Genomic DNA, 22513 nt, shown 5'->3' on the forward strand with positions numbered 1-22513 from the left:
ACTGCGCCAGCCCCACTGGCGCAGCACTGCCCCGCCTGAATTCGAGCCCGTTCATGATCGCACCCCGCGCTTTACTGCTCAGCCTTCTACCGGTTTTTGCCGGTTGCCAGTCACTGCAATGGAGCGAAGAGGCTCCGCTGCGCTCGACCGAACGCCTGCAAGGTACCATTACTCAGGAGCACGGCGGGTTGCAATTCAGCAGCTGCCAGGGGCGACGCAGCCTCGCCTTGGTCGACAGCGGCGCGACAGGTTTACCCGATGACGTGCAAGCACTGAAGGCCGGAAGCAACCAGCCTTTGTTTGCCGACTTGCGTGGCAGTCTGACCAATCAAGATGGCAACAGTGACCAGCTTCAGCTGACTCAGGTCTATCGCCTGCAAGCAGAGGGACCCGGCTGCAGCGACGCGGCATTCAACCAGTTGCTCCTGCGCGCGACGGGGCATGAGCCAGGCTGGAGCGTAAAGATCACCGACGGCGGCTTGCTCCTGGAGCGTCCCGACCAACAGGCCTTGGCGCTACCCTACCTGGAAGAGCAACTGCCGGGCGGGCAGACCAACTTCAGTACCGAAGCCAACGATCAGCGCCTCGAACTGTGGGTGGCCCCGCAGCGCTGCCTGGACAGCGCAACCGGCGCAGTCAACCATCTGACTGCCGAGCTACGCCTGGACGGCCAGACCTTACGCGGCTGCGCCTATTATGGCGGCGCCCGCCAAGACTGAATTTTTCGAGGCGCAGCCTGGCGCCTCTCGACGCTTCGAAGACCCGACCATGAATGACGCCCTGACCCTGCTGCAGCCCTATCCCTTCGAAAAACTGCGCGGCCTGCTTGCCGGTGCGCAGCCTCCAGCAGACAAGCGCCCAATCGCGCTGTCGATCGGTGAGCCGAAGCACCGCTCGCCCGATTTCGTCGCTCAGACGCTGGCCGACAACCTTGACCAGCTTGCGGTGTACCCCACCACGCAGGGCATCCCGGCGTTACGCGAATCGATTGCCCGCTGGTGCGAGCGGCGCTTTGGCGTAGCCCAGGGAGCCATCGATCCGACACGGCATGTATTGCCAGTCAACGGCACCCGCGAAGCACTGTTCGCTTTTACCCAGGCCGTAGTCAATCGTGAGCAGGGTGCGCTGGTTATCAGCCCCAATCCCTTCTATCAGATCTACGAGGGTGCGGCGCTTTTGGCCGGCGCCACTCCACATTATTTGCCTTGCACCGCTGAAAATGGCTTCAACCCAGACTTCGACGCGGTTTCGGCAGATGTTTGGCAGCGCACGCAAATCCTCTTTCTCTGCTCGCCAGGCAACCCGACCGGTGCTCTAGTCCCGCTTGAAACGCTGAAGAAGCTGATTGCCCTGGCGGACGAGTTCGACTTCGTCATCGCCGCAGACGAGTGCTATAGCGAGTTGTATTTCGACGAAGACCAGCCGCCTGCCGGGCTATTGACCGCTTGTACAGCGCTCGGGCGCGACGACTTCAAGCGCTGCGTGGTCTTTCACAGCCTCTCCAAACGCTCGAACCTGCCAGGGCTGCGTTCAGGGTTCGTCGCAGGCGATGCCGGTATTCTCAAGGCGTTTCTGCTGTACCGCACCTACCACGGCTGCGCCATGCCGGTGCAGACGCAATTGGCCAGCGTTGCTGCCTGGAACGATGAAGCTCACGTGCAGGCCAATCGGCAGCTGTACCGGGAGAAGTTCGACGCGATGCTGGACATCCTTTCACCCGTGATGGATGTGCAGCGGCCGGACGGCGGTTTCTATCTGTGGCCCAAGACGCCAGTGGATGACCAGCGTTTCACCCGCGAGTTATATGCACGTGAGCATGTCACTGTCGTTCCGGGCTCTTACCTGTCTCGCGAAGTCGAAGGATTCAGCCCAGGTACCGGCCGGGTCCGTATGGCGCTCGTGGCACCGCTGGAAGATTGCGTCGAGGCCGCAGAGCGGATTCGTGCATTCATCAAGACGCTTTGATGCCGGAACCGGACGCGATGGCGTCCGGTTAGGCGATTTCAGGCAACGCCTGGCGGAATCATGTCCTTGCCATAGTCACGCAGCTTTTCAAGATTCTCCGGCTTCATATGCTCGGGAATATCAGCCTTGGTGTTTTCGTCTTGCCTGCTCTGCTCTTCAGTGCTCGGCTTTTCCGATTCGCTCATGACAACCTCCGTCAGATCGCATTTTCTTCCCAGATCAGCTCGCCTTCGTCGCTGACCTCCCTGACCTTGGTCAAGGCAGCTTCGGCAGCCACGTCCGCTTCAGACGCGAGGTCGTAACGGCGACCGTTGGCGACTTTGAAAACGTGTGCATTCTCATCAGTGCCGCGACGCTTGACGGCGATCACAGCCTCGAACCCCTCGTCAGCAGGAACGGCGGACGAAATAGCTTCGTGGTTCTCGAAATGCTTGCGTGCCATACAGGACCTCATCGTTACGATTGTGATCAATGGACAACGTGAAGGGTCGAAAAGGTCGAACCTCTTTCACTCGCGTGGACGAGTGCACGCAGCAGTGAAGTTGAGCCAGCTTCACGCTGCGGACGGCAGGCTTCGTCTCGTCATGGCATAATCCGCGGCCCAGTTTGGCCGGAGAAAGCGGAGCTGCTATGCCCGATAAAAGCAAAGGACGCTGTCTATACGGCATCAAGGCGTGCGACACCATGAAAAAAGCCCGTACCTGGCTCGACCAGCAGGGGCTAAGCTATGAGTTTCATGATTACAAGAGCGCCGGTATCGACCGCGCCCACCTGGAAGCCTGGTGCAACGAACATGGTTGGCAGACTTTACTCAACCGTGCTGGCACCACTTTCCGCAAGCTGAACGATGAGCAAAAAGCCGATCTTGACCAGGCAAAAGCCATCGAATTGATGCTGGCCCAGCCTTCGATGATCAAACGCCCGGTTCTCGATCTGGGCGACAAGACACTCGTTGGCTTCAAGCCAGACATTTACGCTGCCGAGCTGGCAGCCAAGAACTGAAACCGCTCGCCAAGACGAGCGCGACTAATAAAGGATTCCACCATGAGCAACTCCCTCTTCAGCCTGGCGTTTGGCGTCGGCACTCAAAACCGTCAGGGCAACTGGCTCGAAGTTTTCTATGCGCAACCCCTGCTTCGTCCAGCCGGCGAGCTGGTCGACGCGGTTGTACCGCTGCTCAATTACCAGGGCGGCAATCAGGCGATCACTATCAGCACCACACAGGCCGCACTACTGGCCGATGCAATCAAGACGATTGATCCCATTCAGCACGCGTTGCTTACCCGCCTCGCCGAAAGCCAGCGCCCGCTGGTGGTCACGCTGCTCGCCGAAGACGCCGCGCTGACCTCCACGCCGGAAGCCTACCTCAAGCTGCATCTGATCTCGCATCGCCTGGTCAAGCCGCACGGCTTGAACCTCACTGGCATCTTCCCGCTGCTGCCCAATGTCGCCTGGACTAACCAGGGCGCGGTCGACCTTGCCGAACTTGCCGAACGTCAGCTGGAAGCGCGTCTGAAGGGCTACCTGCTGGAAGTCGTTTCGGTCGACAAATTCCCGAAGATGACCGACTACGTAGTTCCGGCCGGCGTCCGTATCGCCGACAGCGCACGCATCCGTCTCGGTGCCTATGTGGGTGAAGGCACTACCGTGATGCACGAAGGCTTCATCAACTTCAACGCTGGCACCGAAGGGCCGGGCATGATCGAAGGTCGCGTCTCGGCTGGCGTGTTCGTGGGCAAGGGCTCGGACCTGGGTGGCGGTTGCTCAACCATGGGCACCCTTTCCGGCGGCGGCAACATCGTCATCTCGGTCGGCGAAGGCTGCCTGATCGGCGCAAACGCAGGGATCGGTATCCCGCTGGGCGACCGCAACACCGTGGAATCCGGTCTGTACATCACAGCCGGCACCAAAGTGAACCTGCTCGATGAACAAGGCGAGCTGGTCAAGGTGGTCAAGGCGCGCGAACTGGCCGGCCAGACCGACCTGCTGTTCCGCCGTAATTCGTTGAGCGGTGCGGTCGAATGCAAGACCCATAAGTCTGCAATCGAGCTGAACGAGGCGTTGCACGCGCACAACTAAGCGCAGCGTCAGACGTAGACGGGCCGGCTGCAGCCCGCCTGTCTACGCAGTTCTCCATCAGGCGTCCCGTCCTGCTTTCAGGAGTATCCATGCCGCTGACATCCCCCTGGCGCGCCGACTTCCCTGCCCTGGCTATCCTTGAGTCCCAGGGTCAGACCTACCTGGACAGCGCGGCCACATCGCAGAAGCCCCAGGCATTGATCGACGCCCTGACCGGCTATTACACCTGTGGCACCGCCAACGTCCATCGCGCGCAGCACCAGCCGGCTGAGCGAGCAACCCGCGCCTTCGAAGACTCACGGATCAAGGTGGCGCGCTGGCTCAACGCCGCCTGTCCGACCGAAATCGTCTTCACCCGCGGCGCCACAGAAGCGCTGAATCTGCTGGCTTACGGCCTGGAACACCTAATCACAGCCGGTGATGAAATCGTCGTCAGCGCCCTGGAGCACCACGCCAACTTGCTGCCTTGGCAGCAGCTGGCCCGACGCCAAGACGCGAAGCTGGTCGTATTGCCGCTCAACGCACACGGCATCATCGATATTGAAGCCGCAGCCAGCCTGATCGGCCCGCGCACCCGCCTGCTTGCCGTCAGCCAGTTATCCAATGTACTCGGGGCTTGGCAGCCGCTTGCAGAACTGCTGCCACTGGCCAAAGCGCAGGGCGCGCTCAGCGTAGTCGACGGTTCTCAGGGCGTAGTCCATGGTCGGCATGACATGCAGGCGCTGGACTGCGATTTCTATGTACTGTCCAGCCACAAGCTGTACGGTCCGGAAGGCGTCGGCGCGCTCTACGGCCGGGGCGAATCGCTGCTCAAACTCAGGCATTGGCAGTTCGGCGGCGAAATGGTCCGCGTTGCTGACTTCCAGAGTGCCGACTTTCATGCGGCACCGCTTGGATTCGAAGCCGGCACCCCACCCATCGGCGGGGTAATTGGGCTTGGCGCCACACTCGACTATCTGTCGAAGCTGGATGCCGATTCCGTCGATCGCCATGAACTGGCCCTGCACAACGAGCTGTTAAGAGGTTTGGCGCAACGACCAGGCGTGAGGCTGTTGGGCAACCCTCAGTTGGCGCTCGCAAGCTTTGCCGTCGACAACATCCATCACGGTGATCTGGCCCACATCCTGACCGAACAAGGCATTGCCATACGCAGTGGCACCCACTGCGCGCAACCTCTGATGAAGTCTCTGGGGGTCGAAGGCGCGATTCGCGTATCGCTCGGACTGTACAATGATGGTGTCGATCTGCAGCGATTCTTCGATGCGCTGGATCAGGCATTGGAAATGCTGCGATGACCGAGCTGCCCGAAGCAGCCGAGGAGACGCTGCAGGCCTTTCAGCTGGCGGCAGGCTGGGAGCAACGTGCGCGGTTGTTGATGCAATGGGGTGATCGGCTTGAGCCCCTGAGCGACGCCGAGCGCAATGAGCTCAACCTGGTTGCCGGCTGTGACAGCAAACTCTGGCTGGTTGGCGATCAGCCAGGCGATAGCTGGCACTTTCGCGGCACCAGCGAGGCCCGTCTGTTGCGCGGGCTGCTTGCCGTGTTGCTGGCTCGGGTTAATGGCCTGGATGCCGATGCACTGCTGCGGCTGGACGTAGCGGACTGGTTCGGCCAACTGGGCCTCTCTCGGCAGCTCTCGCCATCCCGCGCCAATGGGATGAACGCCGTTATCGGCAGAATGCGCGAGCTGGCGACGGCTGCCGGACCCGCCTCGAAAGGCTGAGGCCAAAGTGTGGCGGTTTCAGCTCTTCGAACGCTCCGCCGGTCTCCGAGCCCCGGCGACCAGCTTGTCCACCGCCCTCGCTGCAGCGACCAAGCCGAAACTGGCAGTCACCATCATTGACGCTCCAAACCCGCCGGCGCAGTCGAGCTTTACCCCCTCGCCGACAAAACTCTTGCTCTGGCAAACGCCGCCGTCCGGTTTGGGGTAGCGCAGTTGTTCGGTAGAGAACACACAGGGCACGCTGTAGGTCCGACCTGGCGTGCGGGAGAAGTTATAGTCGCGCCGTAACAGCGAACGCACTTTCGCCGCCAGCGGGTCGTTGAACGTCTTGTTCAGGTCGGCGACCTGGATCTGGGTGGGATCGACCTGTCCGCCAGCCCCGCCGGTCGCGATGATCTGGATCTTGCGCCGCTTGCACCATGCGATGAGCGCGGCTTTAGCCGGTACGCTGTCGATGCAGTCGACAACGCAATCGAGCTGCTCGGTAATGTAGTCGGCCATGGTTTCGCGGGTAACGAAATCGGCCACGGGGTGAACCACGCACGCCGGATTGATTGCCCTGATCCGGGCCGCCATCTCGTCCACCTTTGGCTTGCCCACCGCCCCTTCAAGCGCATGCACCTGCCGGTTGGTGTTGGTGATGCAGACGTCATCCAGATCGAACAGGCTGATTTCACCAACGCCGCTGCGCGCCAGCGCCTCGGCCGCCCAGGAACCGACCCCGCCGATACCGACCACCGCGACATGCGCAGCCGCCAGCCGCTGCAGCCCCTCGGAGCCGTACAGACGGGCGATGCCGCCGAACCGTTGATCGTCGATAGACATGGCATACCTCAAACAAGACATTCGCGGATTATAGGCCCGAGCCCTCGCCGTCCCAACCAGGCATACCGAGGCGTTTTCAACAAGGCTGGTTCTGACCCGCTGCTGCCCTGCTTTTTAATTTAATATGGCGCCCTTTCCCCGCCTTACCCCGGAGCCGTGATGACCGCCGCCGCCCTCTCCCCGACCCTCGAACTTGCCTGCGAGCTGATCAATCGGCCATCGGTCACCCCGCTGGATGAGGGCTGTCAGCAGCTGATGACCGAGCGGCTCTCCGCCTGCGGCTTTGCCATCGAGTCAATGCACATCGAGGACGTCGAAAACTTCTGGGCGATTCGCGGCAACGAAGGTCCGGTCCTGTGCTTCGCCGGCCACACCGATGTGGTCCCTACCGGCCCGATACAGGCGTGGCAGAACCCGCCGTTCGCCGCGCGAATTGATGAGCACGGCATGCTCCATGGCCGCGGTGCAGCAGACATGAAAGGCAGCCTGGCGTCGATGATTGTGGCTGTAGAGCGCTTTACCGCTAAGCACCCGAACCACAATGGCCAGATCGCTTTCCTCATCACCAGCGACGAGGAAGGCCCTGCACACTACGGCACCAAGGCCGTCGTAGAACGTCTGCGGGAACGGGGCCAGCGACTGGATTGGTGCATTGTCGGCGAGCCATCGAGCACCACACTTGTCGGTGATGTGGTCAAGAACGGCCGCCGCGGCTCGCTCGGCGGCACGCTTACCGTTCGCGGCCAACAGGGCCATGTGGCTTACCCGCATCTTGCTAAAAACCCGATCCATCTGGCTGCGCCGGCCCTGGCCGAGCTGGCCGCCGAACACTGGGATGACGGCAACCCGTTCTTCCCGCCGACCAGCTTCCAGATCTCCAATCTGAATTCAGGCACCGGCGCGACCAACGTCATCCCCGGAACGCTGGAGGCCGTGTTCAATTTCCGTTTTTCCACCGAATCCACGGTCGAAGGATTGCAGCAACGCACCGCGGCGATTCTCGACAAGCACGGCCTGGACTGGAACGTCGACTGGGCGCTTTCAGGCCTGCCCTTTCTGACCGAACCAGGTGATCTGCTTGATGGCGTGGCTGCAGCGATCCGCAGCGTCACCGGCCGCGAGACCAAGCCCTCTACGAGCGGCGGCACCTCGGATGGGCGCTTCATCGCCACACTGGGCACCCAAGTGGTCGAGCTGGGGCCGGTAAACGCGACGATTCATCAGGTGGACGAGCATATCCTCGCTAGCGACCTCGATCTGCTCACCGAGATCTACTACCAGACCTTGGTCAACCTGCTCGCATGCTGATCTGTCCTATCTGCCACGGCGAGCTGGGTGCGGTGGAAAATGGCGTTGCCTGCCCGGCCAATCATCGGTTTGATCGGGCCCGTCAGGGCTATCTGAACCTGCTCCCGGTGCAACACAAGAACAGCCGCGATCCCGGCGACAACCAGGCTATGGTCGAGGCGAGGCGGCGCTTTCTCGATGGCGGCCACTACGCGCCGCTGGCGAAACGCCTGGCACAACTGGCGGCCGAGCGATCGCCGCGTCGCTGGCTCGATATTGGCTGTGGCGAAGGCTATTACACGGCGCAAATCGCTCAAGCGCTGCCCGGCGCGCAAGGCTATGCGCTGGACATTTCCCGCGAAGCCGTCAAGCGCGCCTGCAAGCGCGCGCCGCAGATCGACTGGCTGGTTGCAAGCATGGCCAGGGTGCCGCTGGCCGATGCCAGCTGCAATCTGTTGGCCAGTGTGTTCAGTCCGTTAGATTGGACCGAAGCACGCCGCCTGCTAGCGCCCGGCGGCGGCCTGCTGCGCATGGGGCCGACTCGGGAGCATTTATGGGAACTGCGAGGGCTGCTGTACGACGAGGTCCGTGATTACGACGACCAGAAGCATCTGTCGCTTATTCCTGAGGGTATGCATCTCGCACACAGCGAGACCCTAACCTTCGAGCTGCAATTGGATGACTCGCAGGCGCGCGCCGATCTGCTGGCGATGACTCCGCACGGCTGGCGCGCCAGTGCCGCACGCCGCGCAGCGGTCATTGAGGCGCCATTGCACGTTCGGGTTGCGATACGCTATGACTGGATTCAACGAGACTGATCAGAACCAACAAGCGAACGCTACCTCGACCTAAAGTCGACCCAGTGCGTCTGATGTGGCCTCTGAGGCCTCAACACTTTCCATCCAACCGGCTGCAACGTCAGCCAGACAAGGCCATTCCATGCGTCAACCGGATATCGAAATCTACCTCAGGGACGCCAGCCAGGACGCCGTCACTGACTGGCTGACCCAGGCGGTCGGAGCCTGCTCCCCCTGGCAAGCAAAGGGTAAAACCTTCAAGTGCAGGGCCGGCGACATTCCAGTGACCTGGCTGCCCAAGGCCGTGGGCAAGTGGCACAGCCTGCTGCTTGAAAGCGACGCCACGCCCTGGGAAGACGACATAGCCTGCGCCCGCGATGCCTATCAGGCACTCGGCGTGGAGATTCGCTGCGCACCGGGCGGTTGGCAGGAAGAGGAATCGGTGGAAGACGCCGACCGCTGGATCAGCGTCAGTGAGCGTGGTGAAGCTGAAATCGTCTGGCGCACCGACTGACCCTCAGTCAGCGCAGCGCACTCGATACATCTGTGACGAGACGCGAAGCCAGCAAAGGGTTACAGAGAGCGGAAAGTGAGCGGCTCAAGCCGCTCTGACGCGCTACTCGGAGCGACCAATCTGAAAAAACTGGCCATGGCTCCACACACCTAGCCAAGCGACACCATCGATATCTCGCGGAACAGCCAGCTCCACCAACTGGTAAAACACGTTGCGATGAATCAGCGCCTCGAGGTTTGCCCGTACATGAACGTAGGGCGCAGGCTCCTGCGTATCCGGATCCAGCTCGACCCGTATAGGGTGCTCGATTCCCGCTTCGGTTTCGTCGCCGACATTGGTGATAAAGCGCAGCACCTGGCCTTCGCCACTTCCTTCCACCACCAACTCGATAGCCACAAAAGGCGCGTCATCCACCTTGATGCCGACCTTCTCGACCGGGGTCACCAGGAAATAATCATCGCCGTCTCGCCGAATAACCGAGGAAAACAGCCGCGCCATCGCTGGCCGCCCGATTGGCGTACCTTGGTAGATCCAACTCCCGTCGCGCGCGATTCGCATATCCAGATCACCGCAGAACGGCGGGTTCCACAGGTGTACCGGTGGCAGGCCTTTTTTCTCGGCCTTGGGAATCTGACTTAACAGGTTTGCAGCTTTTCCCGTATCGCTCATGTCGGCTCCTCAGCGTCCCAGGCCTATCAGGCGCCGGGCGTAATCACGCAAGGGCGGCCCCAACAAGACCTGCGGTGTCGCGTCATAAATGTTTAGCAAACCGCCGCGACTGCGAATACTGGCGGTATCGACCAGATACCGATTTCCGGTCTCGATCAGCATCAACTGAACCACGCTGGTATCGACACCTACACGATCAAGCGCGCGCTGATCGTTGAGCTCGTCAAAACTGCCAATACGGTCATCGGCCGCGGCGAATCGCGAATACAACAAGTAATGGGCACCAGCGATCGCCGCCTGGTTCAATGCTTCCTCCAGCCCTACAGGTTCTGGAGCGCGCCGGACCAGCGGAAAGTAAAGGACGAAGCTCTCAAACGCCTCTTCGGCCACCACGTTCGGTCGAGGATAGGCCCCGCCTGGGGGAACGAAATGCCCCTGCGCAATGTAGATGAAGGAATCCGGCTGCAGCCGCCACGAGGCGGACCTCACCGTCTCGCTATGGTCGAGAATGCCAACGTCTCGCAGTTGGAAGCGGGTTTCCTCGGCCATATCGCTGACTTTCATGCAGCCGCTCAGCATGAGCACGGCCACGATAAGGCTGAACACTTTCATCATTTGCACCAGTCCTGACGGAAATCCGACGTTCGGCAAAGCAATGCAGCAAACACGCCAGTTCGCAGGAATGTGTCTCAGAGCCCCCGCTGCCACTCTTGGCGCAGCGGCGCACGCTCCGGTGATTCAATGGCCTGGCGGACCTGAGCCAACAGGGCGCGCTTGTCCTGACCGAGAACGCCCTTGAGAACCAGGTAATTCGAAGCATGGTCGCTGCGGAATACGGTGTCCTCGAGTTCCAGCGACTGCAGCAGGGTTTGGATCTCGCCAAACAGTGCCTGACGGTCAAGCGCTTGGAAATCCGCAAATCCTTCGCGAAAGCGCGCCTCGCCACCGGGGAAGCTGACGACAAGCGTAGACAGGTACTCAGGTTGCGCCTGGTTCATCAAGCGGGCCGAATTCAATGCATGCTGCTCGCTGAGGGCCTTTCCGCCGAGGCCGTTGAGGATCATCACCGAGCGGGTGATTCCAGCCTGTCGCAACTTATCCAATGCGCTAAGCGTCGACTCGTAGGTCTCACCTTTATTGACCCGCGCCAACACCTCGTCGTCCCCGGACTCAGCGCCTATATAAGCCATTTTGAGACCGGCATCGGCAAGCTCCTTGAGCTCGTCGACCGACTTCTTGCGAAGGTTACGCGGCAGGCAGTAGCTCGACACGCGCTCGACATCGGGCATGTGCTTCCGGATTTGCTTGAGAATAGTCAGCAGTCGGCGAGTCGGTAGTACCAGCGCATCTCCATCAGCTAAAAACACGCGCTGAACGATCAGTCGTTCGCCACATCGCCTGATCTCTTCGAGCACCTGCTCTTCATCTCGAGCACGGAATTTCTTCTGCGGCTGAACATACATCTCGCAGAAGGTGCAGCGATTCCAGGAGCATCCATTGGTAACAGGCAAGATCAGCGAATGCGCTTCGCTTGGCGGCCGGAACACCGGCTCGATGTAGCTGATGGGAAATGTGCTCATCGGATGTACCCGCCTCGCCAGCTAGCCATTGCCGCTGGTCCAAGTTGCTAGTCGCGCTTGCGCTTGTTTCCCATACGCACGCCGATATCCATTAGGAACTGGAAGAAACCTTCCTGATCCTCGAGAACATTGCTCCAGAATGGCGAGTGATACAGCGCAACAGCTCCATGCACCAGAGCCCAGGCTGCGCAATAGTGGAAGTAAGGCGGCACATCTTCCAGCTTGCCTTCGGCGATGCGACCTTTGATCAACTGGGTCAGGTGCTCGAAGTTGGAGGCACGGATACGATGAAGCTCCTCGACCATGTCCGGCACCTGATTGCCCTTGACTACCTTTTCCTCGAGCCGGTCAAACAGGCGATAACGCTGGGGGTCGCCCATGCGAAACTCGAAGTAGGCGCGCGACAGCGCTTCCTTGTCCTGATCGAGACTCGGCGAATGGAGCAGCTCATTCAGATCCCGCTCGTAGTCGAGCATCAGCCGAAGGTAGATTTCAGCCTTCGATTTGAAGTGCTTGTAGATGGTGCCTTTGCCGATGCCAACCCTGTCGGCGATCATCTCGACAGTGACGCTGTCTTCACCTTGTTCGAGGAACAGCTGGAGCGCCGTGTCGAGAATCTCTTGTTCGCGACGGCGAAATTCGCGGACCTTGCGGGATTCATTTTGCATAAGAGGCTGCGGAGTGAAAAATCGAAGCAGATGATTATGCCTGTTTAGTCAGAAAATGCACGGAACATTGCCTATGAGTACATTGAATGACGAATTTCCCCAAATCGAAGGCTTACGGTACCTAAATCACGCGGCTGTGGCGCCCTGGCCACGTCGAGCGAGCGATGCGGTAATCAAATTTGCCGAGCAGAACAGCACGGTTGGCGCGCGCGATTATCCTCAATGGCTGGCGGTCGAAACCCGCTTGCGAGATCGTCTGGCCAGACTGCTCAACGCACCCAGCCCAGCGGACATTGCGCTGGTCAAGAACACCTCGGAAGCACTTTCTTTCGTGGCCTTTGGGCTGGATTGGAAAGCAGGTGACCAAGTCGTCATAAGCGACGAGGAGTTCCCCTCCAATCGTGTGGTTTGGGAGGCGCTGCAACCGCAAGGAGTTGAGGTCATCCAGGTCAGTCTCAAGGGCAAAGATCCCGAAGGCGATCTGCTAGCAGCCTGTGGCCCGAATGTGCGCCTGCTGGCGATCAGTGCCGTGCAGTACGCAAGTGGGCTAAGGCTTGATCTACCACGACTCGGTCAAGGCTGCGAACAACGAGGGGTACTGCTGTGCATCGATGCAATACAACAGCTGGGCGCGCTGCCATTCGATGTTCAGCAGTATCGATGCGCGTTCGCCATGGCGGACGGGCACAAATGGCTATTGGGGCCGGAGGGCCTGGGGGTGTTCTATTGCCGTAGCGACTTGCGCGGTCAGCTCAAGCTTCACGAATACGGCTGGCATATGCTCGAGCACGCCGGTGATTATGACCGCAGCGACTGGCAGCCAGCATCCAGCGCCCAGCGCTTCGAGTGCGGCAGCCCAAATCTGCTTGGCGCCATGGCATTGGACGCAAGCTTGTCTCTGCTCGAAGAAGTAGGAATGGTCGCAGTGGGCCAGGCGCTGGCCAAACGCATTGAGCATCTTCAGCGCGAGCTGGAGGCCATGCCGGGAGTCGCGCTGCTGAGCCCAACCAATCCAGGCCGACGGGCAGGCATCCTGACGTTCCGGATTGAGGGGCTGGACAACCCGACGCTTTTTCAATGCCTCAAACAGGAGCAGGTCGTCTGTGCGCTTCGGGGCGGAGGGATCAGGCTGTCACCGCATTTCTACACGCGAGCAGAGGTTATCGAACAAACTTTGGCAGTCATTCACCGGCTGCTCGTGAAGTGAGCGATCAGCCTGATCGTGACTATTCCAAATCCGTTTAAAAAGGGCCGTATTCGCCCAGCAGGGTTAACGATCCGGACCAATACTTCAATCACTGGCCGCGCAATCCCCCCAATGCTCGGCCAGCTGAGGGAGCGAGGAACGTGACCTCATACTCCTAATGGTCTTGACCCGGCTCCTCGTGACGCCGGGTTTTTTTTGCCTGTGTCTCAGGCTTCACTATGCGCTGCGCGCCGGCTCGAAAGCCTCAACCGGAAGCACATCCAGATAAACAGCACCCAGAACGGCATGGCTATGATGGACGTTCGCAGACCTGGCATCGACAGCATGATGGCGGCAATCAATGCCACAAACGCCAGGCACAGGTAGTTGCTGAACGGATACCAGAAGGCCTTAAAGGAAGGCTCGATACCCTGCGCTTTCATCGCCTTGCGAAACTTCAGGTGAGCAAGGCTGATCATTGCCCAGTTGATCAACAGCGCCGCAACCACCAGCGACATGAGCAATTCGAGTGCTGTTTGCGGCAGCAGGTAGTTGACCAGCACGCAGAGCATGGTGACCAGCGCCGAAAGTGCGATCGCCAGAACCGGCACGCCACGGCGATTGACCATCATCAGCACCTTTGGCGCATCGCCCTGCTCTGCCAACCCGTACAGCATGCGACTGTTGCAGTACACGCCGCTGTTATAGACCGAGAGGGCAGCCGTCAGCACCACGAAGTTAAGGATGTGCGCCGCAGTGTCGCTGCCGATCAGTGAAAATATCTGCACGAAAGGGCTGCCGCTGTAAGGGTCACCGGCCGAGCCCAGCGTTTCCAGCAAGCTGTCCCACGGATAAAGCGCCAGCAGAACGCTGAGGGCGCCGATGTAGAAAATCAGAATCCGGTAAACAACCTGATTGATGGCTTTCGGAATGACCGTCCTCGGGTCCGATGCTTCGGCTGCGGTAATCCCCACCAACTCCAAGCCGCCGAAGGAAAACATGATAATGGCCAGCGCCATGACCATCCCGCTGATGCCGTTGGGGAAGAATCCGCCGTGGCTCCAGAGGTTGCTGAAGCCGGCCTGCTCGCCACCTGCGCCGCTCAGCAGCAAGTACAGGCCCAGCGCAATCATGCCAACGATGGCGCCAACCTTGACGATGGCAAACCAGAACTCAGTCTCACCAAAGGTCTTCACATTGACCAGATTGATCAGGTTGATCAGCACGAAAAACACTGCAGCGGTGGCCCAAGTCGGCACCTCCGGCCACCAGAACTGAACGTACTTGCCTACCGCCGTCAACTCGGCCATTCCCACAAGCACATAAAGCACCCAGTAGTTCCAACCGGACAGAAAGCCCGCATAGGGCGCCCAGTATTTGTGCGCGAAATGACTGAAGGACCCAGCAACCGGCTCCTCGACGATCATTTCACCAAGCTGACGCATGATAAGGAACGCGATCATCCCGCCGATGGCATAACCCAGAATCATCGAAGGCCCAGCGCTGCGCAGCACGCCAGCCGAGCCAAGGAAGAGCCCCGTTCCGATAGCCCCGCCGAGCGCGATCAGCTGGATATGCCGGTTTTTCAGGCCGCGCTGAAGCGGCCCAGTGTGCAGCGCATCGCTGGACATGGCGTCACCTTGTTTGGTCTGTGACGAAGAAAAGACGAGACTGACGGCCGGCCATGCATGAGCGTTAAGCCAACCGTCGCATCCTAATGCCGGCAGCCGGCGTGTGCGTGAAGCGGCGCGGATTGTACACCGCATCTGCAGAGAAGGCCCGCCACGCACGCCGGTTTGCAAGCTGCCGCGGCGCGCTTCAGCTCTTGACGCGAGCCAAGGGAAACAGCCGCTTGAAATTTTCCGTAGTTTGCGCCGCCAGCGCCTCGAAACCGACACCGCGCTGCTCAGCAAGGTACTCGGCGACTTCCCGCACATACTGCGGCAGGTTCGGCTTACCGCGATAAGGGACGGGGGCGAGATAGGGCGAATCCGTTTCAACCAGCAGACGATCCGCAGGGACACGGCGGGCCACATCGCGGAGCGCTTCGGCATTGCGGAACGTCACGATGCCCGATAGCGAAATATAGAACCCGAGATCCAGGGCGGACTTGGCCATGTCCCAGTCTTCGGTGAAGCAATGCAGCACGCCAGCCTGCGGCAACGACGCTTCGCGAAGCAGCGCCAGTGTGTCGGAGCGAGCCGCACGGGTGTGGACGATGACGGGTTTTCCGCAGACCTGTGCGGCTTCTAGATGCAGGCGGAACGACTGTTGCTGCAGCTCGGCGGCTTCGGGCTCGTAATGATAATCGAGCCCGGTTTCCCCGATTGCGACCACGCCGGGCGCGGCAAGCTCCTCCAGTAACCAGCCCAGCGCAGGTTCGGCACCAGGCTCGAGGTCCAGCGGGTGTACGCCCACCGAACAGTCGACGTCTGCATAGCGCTGCGAGAGCGCTTTGACTGCCGCAGTGTTCTCGGCGCTGACACCAATGCAGAGGAAATGCCCAACACCCCGTTGACGCGCCGCATCGAGCGCTGCATCAAGGGAGCCGTCGTGCGAGGCCAGATCGAGACGATCTAGGTGACAATGCGAGTCGATCAGCATGGAAACTACCCGAACCTAAACGCGCCATTGTAGAGCAAGCACCTGCTCATTCGCAGCCAGGTTCGTCAGGACAAGGCAGCTCGGGGGAAAAGCAAAGGCCAGAAAGGAGGCGAAGTAACGGGCAGCCGTCCGTTATCAACTTACATGGTGTGCGTTGGCCGGTCGGACTTCATCGCGCCGGCGAGGTAGGTTTCGATCTTGTTGCGCGCTGTCGAGTCGCCTTCATTGAATTGCACACCAACGCCGGCCGCCCGGTTGCCTTGAGCACCCTTGGGCGTAATCCAAACGACCTTGCCGGCGACTGGGATTTTTTCAGGCTCATCCATCAGGCTCAGCAGCATGAACACCTCGTCGCCGAGCTTGTAGCTTTTGTTGGTGGGAATGAACAATCCGCCATGCTTGATGAAAGGCATGAACGCGGCATAGAGCACCGACTTGTCCTTGATGGTCAGGGACAGAATGCCGTTACGCGGACCAAGGTTTGCAGGCAGGCTCATGCAGTATTCCTAACAACAGTTCCGATGGATTCTAGCTTGGCCCGGGCAAGCTTGCCCACTGCACCAGAAGCGCTTCGAGAAGCAAGACACGGTTAAGGTTGGCTTTGCCTAACACTTTCTGCCTGTGGGCAAGCAGCCAATCCTGAAACGCCAGCAGCCGGTCAGGTGACGATTTGTCCGCCAGGTACTGAACCACCTTCTGCATATCGGCCGTCCCAAGGCCACTTTCATCGCCGGTCATCTGAAAACGCAAAATCAGATGTGCCCACTCGCAAAACCAGTCGAACAACAAAATCAGCGAATGCGGGTTCCAGGCTTCAGCGAGCTGACTGGGCGATTGCTGCTTTTTTAACAGCTTCTTCACCCCGTCAACCACCTGCACCCGCATATCAAGTACACCGGCACCGTGCAGTTTAAGCGCTGCCAGAGGCGAGTTAGCAGACAACGTAAGTAGCTCTTCTCGCTGCGCGGGCGATACATCAGGAAGCTTGGCCGCCAGCCAATCAAGGCTCTGCTGGTGCTTCGGCAACGGACAGCTTTGCTGCACGCAGCGACTCTTGATTGTCGGCAGCAGCCGACTGGGTTGATGGCTGATAAGCAACAGAACGGTATCGCCTGCTGGCTCTTCAAGGCTCTTGAGCAACGCGTTGGCAGCGTTCAGGTTCATCGCTTCAGCCGGCTCGAGCAGCACGACCTTGCGTCCGCCTAGCTGAGCCGTCTGGGTGACGAACCCTACCAGCTGTCGAACCTGATCGACCCGAATGGCCTTGTCGACCTCCTCGGGCTCCAGAATGTAGTGGTCTGGATGGGTGTGAGCGGCCAGTAACAGACAGCCTTTGCAGCTTCCACACGCGCCCTGCGCCGATGGTCGCTGACAGAGCAAAAGCGCCATGAGCTGGTCGGCTAGCGCACGCTTGCCGATGCCTGCAGGACCATGTAGCAAATATGCATGAGCGTGCTGTTGACGACCGGCAAGCAGGTACCAGAGATCAGCCTGCCAGGGAAGAATGCCGTCAGCCACGTGCACGGTCCATCAATTCAGGTAAAAGCCTGTCCAGCGCCTCTTGCACCGCGGCCAGGGACTGAGCCGCGTCGACAATGCGGTAGCGCTGCCGGTCTTGCCCTGCGCGACGGAGATAGGTGTTGCGCACGGCTTCGAAAAAGCCGAGCCCTTCTTGCTCAAACCGATCCAGGCGCCCACGCGCTGCAGCTCGGCTCAGACCGACCTCTACAGGCAAGTCGAAAACTAGCGTCAGGTCTGGGCGCATCTCGCCCTGTACGAAACTTTCAAGCTGCTCAATGCGCTGAGTAGAGAGCCCGCGCCCACCACCCTGATAAGCGTAGGTGGCGTCGGTAAAGCGATCACAAAGCACCACGGCGCCACGCTCAAGCGCGGGGCGGATGACCTGAGCAAGATGCTGGGCGCGCGCTGCAAAAACCAGCAAAAGCTCCGCATCACTGTTCATTGGCTCGTCGGCAGGCGCCAACAGCAGCTCACGAATGGACTCCGCCAATGGCGTACCTCCAGGCTCTCGCGTCAAGACGACATCAAGACCGTGGTCGCGCAAGCGCTGGGCGAGGTACTCGCGGTTGGTGCTCTTGCCCGCACCCTCGGGCCCTTCCAACGTAATAAAGAGTCCTGTCACTGGGCATTCTCGATCGGCGCCGGGCTTTGCCGGGGCGGTGGGCTGGAACGGTAGTCTGATCGGCGCTTGAGTTGATATTCACGCACCGCGCGGTTGTGCTCGCTCAAGGAATTGCTGAAGACATGACTGCCATCCCCCCGCGCGACGAAGTAGAGGCTTTTTCCTTCAACTGGATGCAGAGCAGCGTGAATCGCTTCGCGGCCAACCATAGCGATGGGCGTCGGTGGTAAGCCGCTAATGGTATAGGTGTTGTAGGGGGTTGGCCGGCGCAAATCACTGCGCGTGATACGCCCCTTATACTCTTCGCCCATGCCATAGATTACCGTCGGGTCAGTCTGTAGCATCATGCCTTGCTCGAGTCGACGAACGAAAACGCCGGCGATTTCGCCGCGTTCTGACGGTACCCCGGTTTCTTTTTCAATGATGGAAGCCATGATCAGCGCCTCGTAGGCGTCTTGATAGGGCAAGCCTTCGCTACGCTGTTGCCATTCCTCAGCCAGCACCGTCTCCAACCGCGAATGGGCACGCTGGAGCAGCTCGAGATCGGCAACACCGCGGGTAAAACTATAGGTGTCTGGAAAAAAACGCCCCTCGGGGTGCGAGCCTTCTTGACCGAGGCGCTTCATGACCTCGTCATCCGACTGGCCAACTATCGTCTGCTGAACCGTGGGCAACGCCTCCAGCGCGGCGCGCACCTGACGAAAATTCCATCCTTCGACGATGGTCAAGGTGTGCTGCACCACTTCGCCACGTTGCCATAGCCCGATCATGTCGCGGGCAGTCATCTCAGGCCGCAACTGATACTCACCGCTGTGCAAGGTATGGCCGGAAAGCTTCAGCCGCCAATGCAGCCTCAACCAAAACGAGTCGCCCAATATGCCGTCTCGCTCCAACCGCTGAAACAAACCACTCGGCGTATCACCAGGCTGGACCTCGAGCGTTTGCGCTTCACCAATCTGAAGTGGTTGCCCTAACGCGGTGTGCAGCTTCCAAAAGACCAGGCCGAGCGCCAGCGCAGCGACTAGCAAGGCGCCAATGAGCGCATAAGACAATTTTCGAATCACGTATTGCTCGACAGATCATTCACCAAGCGTTGAAGTTTACGTGTGACCGGCCCCACCGACCATACGCTGGCGTCCAATTGGCGCACAGGCCAGATACCGTACAGGCTGTTACACACAAAAACCTCGTCTGCACGATGTAGCTGTTCGAGCGAAAGATCGCAGACCAGGGTTGATACGCCAACTTGCCGCGCGCGCTCCAGCACTTCTTCGCGCATGACCCCCGCCACCCCACAACGCTCGAGGGACGGCGTCATCAACCGGGCCGAATCGACGATAAACAGGTTGCTGAACACGCCTTCGATAACCCGCCCGGAGGTGTCGCGCATCAGGCCTTCAGCGAACGCCAAATCCTGCCACTCAGCGCGGGCCAGCACCTGTTCCAGGCGGTTCAGGTGCTTCAGCCCGGCCAGAATCGGCTGCTCGGCCAGACGGGTCGTACAGGGGAAAAGGCGCACACCCTGTTCGGCATGTGCTTTCGGGTAATCAGGCAGGGGAGATCCGGTTAGGACGATTCGGGGCTGACAAGGAATGGGCGGAGCGTAGCCTCTCCTGCCCTCCCCCCGGCTAACAATGAGCTTAGCTACACCCCTTCCGAGCTCGGCACAGAAAGCGCTGAGGTAACTGCTCACGAGGTCGATATCACAGGGAATAGCCAGACGCTGACAGCCACTCGCCAGTCGCTGCAAATGCCGATCTAGCAGCTCGGGCTGGCCGCCCACCACCTTGATCGTTTCAAATAAACCGTCGCCGTACGCAAGCGCTCGATCATGAACGGGCAGCCCTTCAGCCGGCTGCCCGTCCACCCAGCTCAACGTCACTCGGCGAACCGGCGGAACACCAGCGATCCGTTGGTTCCGCCAAAGCCAAAGGAGTTGGAAACTGCGATATCGATTGTCCGCGGCTTGGCCTCATGCGGAACGAAATCGAGGTCACACCCCTCGCCAGGCTCATCAAGGTTGATCGTCGGTGGCGCTACCTTATCGCGGATAGCAAGCACGCTGAAGATCGCCTCGACAGAGCCCGCTGCACCAAGCAGATGACCGACCATTGATTTGGTCGAGCTGACCGACAGGTCGTAAGCGTGATCACCGAATACCGTTCTGATTGCAGCGGCTTCGGCCTTGTCTCCGGCCGGTGTTGAGGTGCCATGAGCGTTGATGTAGTCAACCTGAGCGGGATCGATCCGTGCGTCTACTATCGCGTTGCGGATACAGCGCGCTGCGCCCGCGCCATCGTCAGGAGGCGAAGTCATGTGAAAAGCATCCGCGCTCATGCCGAAACCAATCAGCTCGGCATAGATCTTTGCTCCGCGAGCCTTGGCATGCTCAAGCTCCTCCAATACCAACGCGCCCGAACCGTCGGACAAAACAAAGCCATCCCGGTCCTTGTCCCATGGGCGACTGGCTGAAGCCGGATCTTCGTTACGCGTAGACAATGCGCGTGCCGCCGCGAACCCGCCGATGCCAAGTCCGCTGGCCGCCATTTCCGAGCCACCGGCAATCATCACGTCAGCTTCACCATAAGCGATGTTGCGTGCGGCCATACCGATGCAATGCGTACCCGTAGTACAGGCCGTAGCGATGGCGTAATTAGGCCCCTGCAGGCCCAGATGGATCGACAGAAAACCCGAAACCATGTTGATGATCGAGCCCGGCACAAAAAAGGGCGAGATCCGGCGAGGCCCTTGTTCGATCAGCGCCTTGCAGCTGTTTTCGATATTGGTCAGGCCACCAATGCCTGACCCCATCGCGACGCCGATGCGCTCGCGATTGGCATCAATAATTTCCAGCCCGGAGTCACGTACCGCCTGGAAACTGGCAGCCAGTCCATACTGGATGAAAAGGTCGAGCTTACGAGCCTCTTTTGCGGGCAGGTATTGCTCGACATCAAAATTTTTGACTGATCCGCCAAAGCGAGTGGAATAGGCGGAAAGGTCCATATGCTCTATCAGGCCGATACCACTGCGGCCGGCGAGAATCCCCTGCCAGCTGCTTGGCACATCGTTACCCAGCGGCGATAGCATGCCCATACCGGTAATTACGACGCGTCTACGCGACACAGCAATTCTCCTTGCATTCATTCGACTCGCCCTGTTCCGCTAGCATCTGCGGGGACAGAGAGCCTCCTTCACAGATGTCGGCCATAGGCACGACCAGCTGCATTCAGCAAACTCAAACAAAAGCCGCACTGCCCATTGAAGGCAGTGCGGCTTACTGGTTCGAAGCAGGACTACGACTTACTGCGCGTGCGCGTTGATGTAGTCGATAGCTTCTTGAACAGTGGTGATCTTCTCGGCTTGCTCGTCCGGGATTTCGGTCTCGAATTCCTCTTCCAGAGCCATCACCAGCTCAACGGTATCAAGGGAGTCGGCACCCAGGTCTTCGACGAAGGAAGCGCTGTTGGTAACTTCCTCTTCCTTGACGCCAAGTTGCTCGGCAACGATTTTCTTGACGCGTTCTTCGATGGTGCTCATACCTTGTTTTCACTCCTATGGAAAAATCAGGCAGCTGGTCTGCGCGGTAGTGTATAGAAAGCGTTTTCCGCATTTCAAGCTGAAAGCGGGCAAGCATGAACCTGCCTTCAACCATCTGTCTATAAACCAACCACAGTTTTATAACGAAACTAATCAGCCGTTATGACTGCATACATGCGTTTGGCGTCACATTAGCTCATGTACATACCGCCATTCACCGGAACCGTAGCTCCGGTGACATAGGCAGCGCCGTCAGAAGCTAGAAAGGCAACGACCTTGGCAATCTCTTCCGCCTGCCCAAGACGACCCAGCGGGATCTGCCCCAGCAGTGCGTCACGCTGAGCTTCGGGAAGCTCGCGCGTCATGTCTGTATCGATGAAACCCGGCGCCACGGAATTGACCGTGATGCCGCGCGAGCCGACTTCACGGGCTAGCGCCCGGCTGAAACCTTCAAGTCCGGCTTTGGCCGCAGCGTAGTTTACCTGTCCAGCGTTGCCCATGGCACCCACCACGGAACCAATGCTGATAATTCGTCCCCAGCGCGCCTTGGTCATACCACGCAAGACACCTTTGGTCAGACGGTACAGGCTGCTGAGATTGGTGTTTATGACGTCATGCCATTCATCGTCCTTCATCCGCAGCATCAGGTTGTCACGCGTGATGCCAGCGTTGTTTACGAGAATAGCTGGCTGCCCCAGGTGCTGCTGAATATGCTCCAGCGTCGTGGCCACAGACTCATCGCTAGTGACATCCAATACCAGCCCAGCTCCTTCGATGCCGTTCTCTTTGAGCGTTTCAGCAATGCGCTCAGCACCTGAAGAAGAGGTTGCCGTGCCAATCACAATGGCGCCCTGACGACCGAGTTCAAGCGCGATAGCCTGACCAATACCACGACTGGCGCCTGTTACCAGCGCGACCTTGCCTTGCAGATTCATA

27 protein-coding genes are annotated in these 22513 nt (G+C 59.6%); 10 read left to right on the forward strand and 17 right to left on the reverse strand.

The window, feature by feature from the left end:
• Positions 1-53 precede the first annotated feature (53 nt).
• Together CXK96_RS01790 and dapC are read left to right on the forward strand one after the other, a co-directional pair.
• Positions 54-719 (forward strand): COG3650 family protein, encoded by a 666-nt coding sequence (locus CXK96_RS01790; RefSeq protein ID WP_102834785.1) that lies wholly within the window; start codon positions 54-56, stop codon positions 717-719.
• 49 nt (positions 720-768) lie between these two features.
• Positions 769-1965 (forward strand): succinyldiaminopimelate transaminase, encoded by a 1197-nt coding sequence (gene dapC / locus CXK96_RS01795; protein ID WP_102835030.1) that lies wholly within the window; start codon positions 769-771, stop codon positions 1963-1965.
• Positions 1966-2003: 38 nt separating this feature from the next.
• On the opposite strand, the gene CXK96_RS20690 is transcribed toward dapC, so the two are convergent.
• Together CXK96_RS20690 and CXK96_RS01800 are read right to left on the reverse strand one after the other, a co-directional pair.
• Entirely contained in the window at positions 2004-2150 is a 147-nt protein-coding gene (locus CXK96_RS20690) for a hypothetical protein (protein ID WP_159968678.1), read from the reverse strand.
• An 11-nt stretch (positions 2151-2161) separates the two neighbouring features.
• The gene (locus tag CXK96_RS01800) at positions 2162-2407 is read right to left on the reverse strand and encodes a hypothetical protein (RefSeq protein WP_102834786.1); all 246 of its coding nucleotides are present in this window, start codon (positions 2405-2407) and stop codon (positions 2162-2164) included.
• 188 nt (positions 2408-2595) lie between these two features.
• Between CXK96_RS01800 and CXK96_RS01805 the strand changes: the two genes are divergently transcribed.
• From CXK96_RS01805 to CXK96_RS01820, 4 genes are all read left to right on the forward strand, one after another.
• Complete coding sequence (locus tag CXK96_RS01805) at positions 2596-2967, forward strand: ArsC family reductase (protein ID WP_102834787.1); 372 nt, start codon at positions 2596-2598, stop codon at positions 2965-2967.
• Positions 2968-3009: 42 nt separating this feature from the next.
• Positions 3010-4044 (forward strand): 2,3,4,5-tetrahydropyridine-2,6-dicarboxylate N-succinyltransferase, encoded by a 1035-nt coding sequence (dapD, locus tag CXK96_RS01810; protein ID WP_102834788.1) that lies wholly within the window; start codon positions 3010-3012, stop codon positions 4042-4044.
• An 89-nt stretch (positions 4045-4133) separates the two neighbouring features.
• On the forward strand, positions 4134-5339 hold the full coding sequence (locus CXK96_RS01815; RefSeq protein WP_102834789.1) for an aminotransferase class V-fold PLP-dependent enzyme: 1206 nt from the start codon (positions 4134-4136) through the stop codon (positions 5337-5339).
• Complete coding sequence (locus tag CXK96_RS01820; protein WP_102834790.1) at positions 5336-5767, forward strand: SufE family protein; 432 nt, start codon at positions 5336-5338, stop codon at positions 5765-5767. Before CXK96_RS01815 ends, CXK96_RS01820 begins: the two co-directional genes overlap by 4 nt.
• 18 nt (positions 5768-5785) lie before the next feature.
• Here CXK96_RS01820 and tcdA read toward each other — a convergent pair whose 3' ends face one another.
• Complete coding sequence (gene tcdA / locus CXK96_RS01825; protein ID WP_102834791.1) at positions 5786-6592, reverse strand: tRNA cyclic N6-threonylcarbamoyladenosine(37) synthase TcdA; 807 nt, start codon at positions 6590-6592, stop codon at positions 5786-5788.
• 159 nt (positions 6593-6751) lie between these two features.
• Between tcdA and dapE the strand changes: the two genes are divergently transcribed.
• The 3 genes from dapE to CXK96_RS01840 all read left to right on the forward strand — a co-directional run bounded on the left by dapE (position 6752) and on the right by CXK96_RS01840 (position 9190).
• Positions 6752-7900, forward strand: a complete 1149-nt coding sequence (dapE, locus tag CXK96_RS01830; RefSeq protein WP_102834792.1) for a succinyl-diaminopimelate desuccinylase — start codon at positions 6752-6754, stop codon at positions 7898-7900.
• Positions 7894-8697 carry a putative RNA methyltransferase gene (locus CXK96_RS01835; protein WP_102834793.1) on the forward strand — a complete coding sequence of 268 codons (804 nt, stop codon included), beginning with the start codon at positions 7894-7896 and terminating at the stop codon, positions 8695-8697. Before dapE ends, CXK96_RS01835 begins: the two co-directional genes overlap by 7 nt.
• 121 nt (positions 8698-8818) lie before the next feature.
• Entirely contained in the window at positions 8819-9190 is a 372-nt protein-coding gene (locus CXK96_RS01840) for a hypothetical protein (RefSeq protein WP_102834794.1), read from the forward strand.
• A gap of 102 nt (positions 9191-9292) precedes the next feature.
• Here the strand turns inward: CXK96_RS01840 and CXK96_RS01845 are convergent, their stop codons facing one another.
• The 4 genes from CXK96_RS01845 to CXK96_RS01860 form a co-directional block, all read right to left on the reverse strand.
• Positions 9293-9859: a DUF1285 domain-containing protein gene (locus tag CXK96_RS01845; protein ID WP_102834795.1), complete on the reverse strand. Its 567-nt coding sequence runs from the start codon at positions 9857-9859 to the stop codon at positions 9293-9295.
• A 9-nt stretch (positions 9860-9868) separates the two neighbouring features.
• Complete coding sequence (locus tag CXK96_RS01850) at positions 9869-10474, reverse strand: DUF4823 domain-containing protein (protein ID WP_102834796.1); 606 nt, start codon at positions 10472-10474, stop codon at positions 9869-9871.
• Positions 10475-10548: 74 nt separating this feature from the next.
• Positions 10549-11439 (reverse strand): radical SAM protein, encoded by an 891-nt coding sequence (locus CXK96_RS01855; protein ID WP_102834797.1) that lies wholly within the window; start codon positions 11437-11439, stop codon positions 10549-10551.
• Between the two features lie 47 nt (positions 11440-11486).
• Positions 11487-12107: a TetR/AcrR family transcriptional regulator gene (locus CXK96_RS01860; protein ID WP_019342493.1), complete on the reverse strand. Its 621-nt coding sequence runs from the start codon at positions 12105-12107 to the stop codon at positions 11487-11489.
• Positions 12108-12180: 73 nt separating this feature from the next.
• On the opposite strand from CXK96_RS01860, the gene CXK96_RS01865 reads away from it, so the two are divergent.
• Positions 12181-13314, forward strand: coding sequence for an aminotransferase class V-fold PLP-dependent enzyme (locus CXK96_RS01865; RefSeq protein ID WP_102834798.1), 1134 nt, complete (start codon positions 12181-12183; stop codon positions 13312-13314).
• A 206-nt stretch (positions 13315-13520) separates the two neighbouring features.
• On the opposite strand, the gene CXK96_RS01870 is transcribed toward CXK96_RS01865, so the two are convergent.
• The 10 genes from CXK96_RS01870 to fabG all read right to left on the reverse strand — a co-directional run bounded on the left by CXK96_RS01870 (position 13521) and on the right by fabG (position 22512).
• Positions 13521-14924, reverse strand: a complete 1404-nt coding sequence (locus CXK96_RS01870; protein WP_102834799.1) for an amino acid permease — start codon at positions 14922-14924, stop codon at positions 13521-13523.
• Positions 14925-15111: 187 nt separating this feature from the next.
• Positions 15112-15897 (reverse strand): TatD family hydrolase, encoded by a 786-nt coding sequence (locus CXK96_RS01875; RefSeq protein WP_102834800.1) that lies wholly within the window; start codon positions 15895-15897, stop codon positions 15112-15114.
• A 140-nt stretch (positions 15898-16037) separates the two neighbouring features.
• Entirely contained in the window at positions 16038-16394 is a 357-nt protein-coding gene (locus tag CXK96_RS01880) for a PilZ domain-containing protein (protein ID WP_019342489.1), read from the reverse strand.
• A gap of 31 nt (positions 16395-16425) precedes the next feature.
• Positions 16426-17415, reverse strand: coding sequence for a DNA polymerase III subunit delta' (locus tag CXK96_RS01885; RefSeq protein ID WP_102834801.1), 990 nt, complete (start codon positions 17413-17415; stop codon positions 16426-16428).
• Entirely contained in the window at positions 17408-18040 is a 633-nt protein-coding gene (gene tmk, locus CXK96_RS01890) for a dTMP kinase (protein ID WP_102834802.1), read from the reverse strand. The genes CXK96_RS01885 and tmk overlap by 8 nt, the downstream gene beginning before the upstream one ends.
• The gene (mltG, locus tag CXK96_RS01895) at positions 18037-19104 is read right to left on the reverse strand and encodes an endolytic transglycosylase MltG (protein WP_102834803.1); all 1068 of its coding nucleotides are present in this window, start codon (positions 19102-19104) and stop codon (positions 18037-18039) included. The genes tmk and mltG overlap by 4 nt, the downstream gene beginning before the upstream one ends.
• Complete coding sequence (gene pabC / locus CXK96_RS01900) at positions 19101-19916, reverse strand: aminodeoxychorismate lyase (protein WP_102834804.1); 816 nt, start codon at positions 19914-19916, stop codon at positions 19101-19103. Before pabC ends, mltG begins: the two co-directional genes overlap by 4 nt.
• 2 nt (positions 19917-19918) lie before the next feature.
• Complete coding sequence (fabF, locus tag CXK96_RS01905; RefSeq protein ID WP_102834805.1) at positions 19919-21163, reverse strand: beta-ketoacyl-ACP synthase II; 1245 nt, start codon at positions 21161-21163, stop codon at positions 19919-19921.
• A gap of 177 nt (positions 21164-21340) precedes the next feature.
• A complete protein-coding gene (gene acpP / locus CXK96_RS01910) occupies positions 21341-21577 on the reverse strand; it encodes an acyl carrier protein (protein ID WP_003283670.1) in 237 nt (78 codons plus the stop codon).
• 191 nt (positions 21578-21768) lie between these two features.
• On the reverse strand, positions 21769-22512 hold the full coding sequence (gene fabG, locus CXK96_RS01915) for a 3-oxoacyl-ACP reductase FabG (RefSeq protein ID WP_102834806.1): 744 nt from the start codon (positions 22510-22512) through the stop codon (positions 21769-21771).
• Position 22513 lies beyond the last annotated feature (1 nt).

The organism is Stutzerimonas stutzeri, from assembly GCF_002890895.1.
Taxonomy (GTDB): domain Bacteria; phylum Pseudomonadota; class Gammaproteobacteria; order Pseudomonadales; family Pseudomonadaceae; genus Stutzerimonas; species Stutzerimonas stutzeri_AB.

Coding starts and splice junctions, on each gene's coding strand:
- CXK96_RS01790 (WP_102834785.1), top strand. CDS start 54: ATGATCGCACCCCGCGCTTTACTGCTCAGCCTTCTACCGGTTTTTGCC.
- dapC (WP_102835030.1), top strand. CDS start 769: ATGAATGACGCCCTGACCCTGCTGCAGCCCTATCCCTTCGAAAAACTG.
- CXK96_RS20690 (WP_159968678.1), bottom strand. CDS start 2,150: ATGAGCGAATCGGAAAAGCCGAGCACTGAAGAGCAGAGCAGGCAAGAC.
- CXK96_RS01800 (WP_102834786.1), bottom strand. CDS start 2,407: ATGGCACGCAAGCATTTCGAGAACCACGAAGCTATTTCGTCCGCCGTT.
- CXK96_RS01805 (WP_102834787.1), top strand. CDS start 2,596: ATGCCCGATAAAAGCAAAGGACGCTGTCTATACGGCATCAAGGCGTGC.
- dapD (WP_102834788.1), top strand. CDS start 3,010: ATGAGCAACTCCCTCTTCAGCCTGGCGTTTGGCGTCGGCACTCAAAAC.
- CXK96_RS01815 (WP_102834789.1), top strand. CDS start 4,134: ATGCCGCTGACATCCCCCTGGCGCGCCGACTTCCCTGCCCTGGCTATC.
- CXK96_RS01820 (WP_102834790.1), top strand. CDS start 5,336: ATGACCGAGCTGCCCGAAGCAGCCGAGGAGACGCTGCAGGCCTTTCAG.
- tcdA (WP_102834791.1), bottom strand. CDS start 6,592: ATGTCTATCGACGATCAACGGTTCGGCGGCATCGCCCGTCTGTACGGC.
- dapE (WP_102834792.1), top strand. CDS start 6,752: ATGACCGCCGCCGCCCTCTCCCCGACCCTCGAACTTGCCTGCGAGCTG.
- CXK96_RS01835 (WP_102834793.1), top strand. CDS start 7,894: ATGCTGATCTGTCCTATCTGCCACGGCGAGCTGGGTGCGGTGGAAAAT.
- CXK96_RS01840 (WP_102834794.1), top strand. CDS start 8,819: ATGCGTCAACCGGATATCGAAATCTACCTCAGGGACGCCAGCCAGGAC.
- CXK96_RS01845 (WP_102834795.1), bottom strand. CDS start 9,859: ATGAGCGATACGGGAAAAGCTGCAAACCTGTTAAGTCAGATTCCCAAG.
- CXK96_RS01850 (WP_102834796.1), bottom strand. CDS start 10,474: ATGATGAAAGTGTTCAGCCTTATCGTGGCCGTGCTCATGCTGAGCGGC.
- CXK96_RS01855 (WP_102834797.1), bottom strand. CDS start 11,439: ATGAGCACATTTCCCATCAGCTACATCGAGCCGGTGTTCCGGCCGCCA.
- CXK96_RS01860 (WP_019342493.1), bottom strand. CDS start 12,107: ATGCAAAATGAATCCCGCAAGGTCCGCGAATTTCGCCGTCGCGAACAA.
- CXK96_RS01865 (WP_102834798.1), top strand. CDS start 12,181: ATGAGTACATTGAATGACGAATTTCCCCAAATCGAAGGCTTACGGTAC.
- CXK96_RS01870 (WP_102834799.1), bottom strand. CDS start 14,924: ATGTCCAGCGATGCGCTGCACACTGGGCCGCTTCAGCGCGGCCTGAAA.
- CXK96_RS01875 (WP_102834800.1), bottom strand. CDS start 15,897: ATGCTGATCGACTCGCATTGTCACCTAGATCGTCTCGATCTGGCCTCG.
- CXK96_RS01880 (WP_019342489.1), bottom strand. CDS start 16,394: ATGAGCCTGCCTGCAAACCTTGGTCCGCGTAACGGCATTCTGTCCCTG.
- acpP (WP_003283670.1), bottom strand. CDS start 21,577: ATGAGCACCATCGAAGAACGCGTCAAGAAAATCGTTGCCGAGCAACTT.
- fabG (WP_102834806.1), bottom strand. CDS start 22,512: ATGAATCTGCAAGGCAAGGTCGCGCTGGTAACAGGCGCCAGTCGTGGT.